This window comes from Bacillus sp. LR--39 (assembly GCF_053613335.1).
The window spans coordinates 1-2,826 of the sequence record NZ_JBSIOT010000024.1; the positions used below are offsets into that span (position 1 = coordinate 1).

General features: G+C 49.3%; 4 protein-coding genes and 1 pseudogene. All 5 read left to right on the forward strand.

The window, feature by feature from the left end:
- The coding region (locus ACWHAR_RS19640; RefSeq protein WP_452087585.1) for a hypothetical protein at positions 1-76 on the forward strand (76 nt) is incomplete at its 5' end.
- Between the two features lie 128 nt (positions 77-204).
- Positions 205-513 (forward strand): PTS lichenan transporter subunit IIB, encoded by a 309-nt coding sequence (gene licB, locus ACWHAR_RS19645; RefSeq protein ID WP_003218755.1) that lies wholly within the window; start codon positions 205-207, stop codon positions 511-513.
- A gap of 15 nt (positions 514-528) precedes the next feature.
- Positions 529-1,887, forward strand: coding sequence for a PTS lichenan transporter subunit IIC (licC, locus tag ACWHAR_RS19650; RefSeq protein WP_242304465.1), 1,359 nt, complete (start codon positions 529-531; stop codon positions 1,885-1,887).
- 18 nt (positions 1,888-1,905) lie between these two features.
- Complete coding sequence (gene licA, locus ACWHAR_RS19655; RefSeq protein WP_003227313.1) at positions 1,906-2,238, forward strand: PTS lichenan transporter subunit IIA; 333 nt, start codon at positions 1,906-1,908, stop codon at positions 2,236-2,238.
- Positions 2,235-2,826, forward strand: a pseudogene (licH, locus tag ACWHAR_RS19660) (6-phospho-beta-glucosidase LicH); the annotation flags it as partial. The gene licA and the pseudogene licH, both read left to right, overlap by 4 nt.

Below are 2,826 nucleotides of genomic sequence, written 5' to 3' on the forward strand. Positions count from 1 at the left end.
GGCGGTGAACCAGCTGATCAAATGCCGTTCATATCAAGAGCTTTCGGATGTGTTTGACCAAAAAATGCTGAGCTGACAGACTGTATATACCTTTTTTCCGTTGCCTGCGGAAAAACCCTGAGTGTTTATGAAAGCGATTTCATAATATGATGATAGCAACAGCAGGACATTACAAAATTGATCAAACTCTAGGGGGTCTTTTACATGAATATATTACTCGTTTGTGCAGCAGGCATGTCTACTAGTTTACTGGTGAGCAAGATGGAAAAGAGTGCGCAGGAACAGGGAAAAGACTATACCATTTGGGCAGTTTCAGGCGATTCTGTACAAAATCATATCGATAAAGCGGATGTATTGCTTCTCGGTCCGCAAGTCCGTTACATGCTTCCGCAGCTCAAAAAATTAGGAGAGTCAAAGGGGGTTCCGGTAGACGTCATTAATACCGTCCATTATGGCACGTGCAACGGGGCGGAAGTGCTGAAATCAGCTGAACAGCTTGGACATGTGTCATAGAGAGGGGCGGGCTATGTGAATAAAGTCAATCAGATCTTAGAAGAAAAGGTCATGCCTATAGCGGGAAGAATTGCGGGACAGCGTCATTTGCAGGCGCTGCGTGATGGTATCATCCTCACGATGCCCCTGATAATCATCGGTTCCTTTTTCCTCATCATTGGCAACCTCCCGATCCCGGGATACACTGAGTTTATGGCAAAAACGTTTGGCAGCTCCTGGTCTGAAAAACTGGCCTACCCAGTCGACGCGACCTTTGAAATTATGGGTCTTGTCGCCGCGTTCGGCATCGCCTACCGGCTCGCCGAGAAATACGGCGTTGATGCCTTGTCGGCCGGAGCCATTTCCCTTGCGGCATTTTTATTAGCAACACCTTATCAAGTGCCGTTTATGCCGGATGGCGCGACGAAAGAAATCATGGTTGGCGGCGGGATTCCGCTTTCGCTCATGGGAAGCAAAGGCCTGTTTGTCGCCATGATTATCGCAATGGTGTCCACAGAGATTTACCGCCTCATTATCCAGCGCAATTTAGTCTTCAAAATGCCGGACGGTGTTCCGCGGGCGGTAAGCAAGTCATTTGTCGCGTTAATCCCTGGCTTTGCCGTCATCTTCCTGATTTGGGCAGCCCGGCTGATTGTTGAAGCGACACCGTTTGAAAGCCTTCATAATATTGTAAGCGTTTTATTGGGGACTCCGCTTTCCATTCTGGGAGGAAGCCTTGGAGGAAGCCTTGTCGCCGAAGCCGTCAAAATGCTTTTATGGGCCTGCGGCCTTCACGGTGCAAACATTGTCGGCGGCGTCATGGCACCGATTTGGTACGGCGCAATGGATGCCAATCGGATCGCATTCCAAGCCGGTGAGGAGCTTCCTAAGATTTTCACCCAGCAATTTTTCGATATCTGGGTCAATATCGGCGGAAGCGGCGCCACATTGGCACTGGTTGTCACGATGTTCCTGCGCGCCCGAAGCAAACAAATGAAGCAGCTCGGGAAGCTTGCGGTCGGCCCGGCCATCTTCAATATTAACGAACCGATTATATTCGGAATGCCGATCGTCATGAACCCAATGCTCTTACTTCCGTTTATCATCACACCGCTTGTCACAGTGACACTTACGTACATCGGAATGAGCACCGGCCTTGTCGCAAAACCGGCGGGTATCGCAGTGCCGTGGACCATGCCGCCGATCTTTTCAGGCTACTTGGCGACAGGAGGAAAAGTCTCAGGCGCGGTCATGCAAGCCATTAATATCGTCGTATCCTTTGTTGTCTACTATCCATTCTTCAGAATGTGGGATAAGCAGAAGCTGAAAGAAGAAAACGATCTGGAGCTGGTCCAAACGCCTGCAGCATCAGATGACAAAGAAGCGGCTCTGTAGAGAAAGGAAGTGAATCGTGTGAATGAGGAAATGGAACAAATCATTTTTCAAATCATCCTTCACGGAGGAAACGGTAGGAGCTCCGCAATGGAGGCCATTGCCGCTGCGAAAAGCGGTGACGCAGAAGAAGCGCGGAAAAAGCTTCAAGACGCTGCTGAAGAATTGTCAAAAGCCCATCATTATCAGACAGAGCTGATCCAAAATGAAGCGGGCGGAGAAAAGACGGAAATGACGCTTCTGATGGTTCATGCACAGGATCATTTAATGAATGCAATGACAGTGAAGGATATGGCTGCAGAGATCATTGAGTTATATGAAAAAATCACCGAGCAAAGGGGAGCAAGCATATGACAAAAGGATTGAAGATTGTAACGATTGGCGGAGGTTCAAGCTATACGCCCGAGCTAGTGGAGGGGTTCATTAAACGGTATGATGAGCTGCCTGTCCGTGAATTATGGCTTGTCGATATCCCCGAGGGCGAAGAAAAGCTGAATATTGTCGGCACACTCGCCAAACGGATGGTTGAAAAAGCTGGCGTCCCGATTGACATTCATCTTACGCTCGACCGGAGAAAGGCGCTGAAAGACGCAGACTTTGTTACGACCCAATTCCGCGTCGGACTTTTGCAGGCAAGAGCAAAGGATGAGCGCATTCCGCTAAAATACGGAGTGATAGGCCAGGAAACAAACGGCCCGCGAGGTCTGTTTAAAGGATTGCGCACAATTCCGGTCATCCTTGAGATCGCAAAGGACATAGAAGAGCTTTGCCCGAACGCTTGGCTTGTTAACTTCACAAACCCTGCCGGCATGGTAACAGAAGCCTTGCTTCGCTACTCCAACCTGAAGAAAGTCGTCGGTCTCTGTAATGTTCCAATCGGCATCAAAATGGGCGTAGCCAAAGCGCTTGATGTAGATGTGGACCGCGTAGAAGTCCAATTCG

Coding starts and splice junctions, on each gene's coding strand:
- licB (WP_003218755.1), top strand. CDS start 205: ATGAATATATTACTCGTTTGTGCAGCAGGCATGTCTACTAGTTTACTG.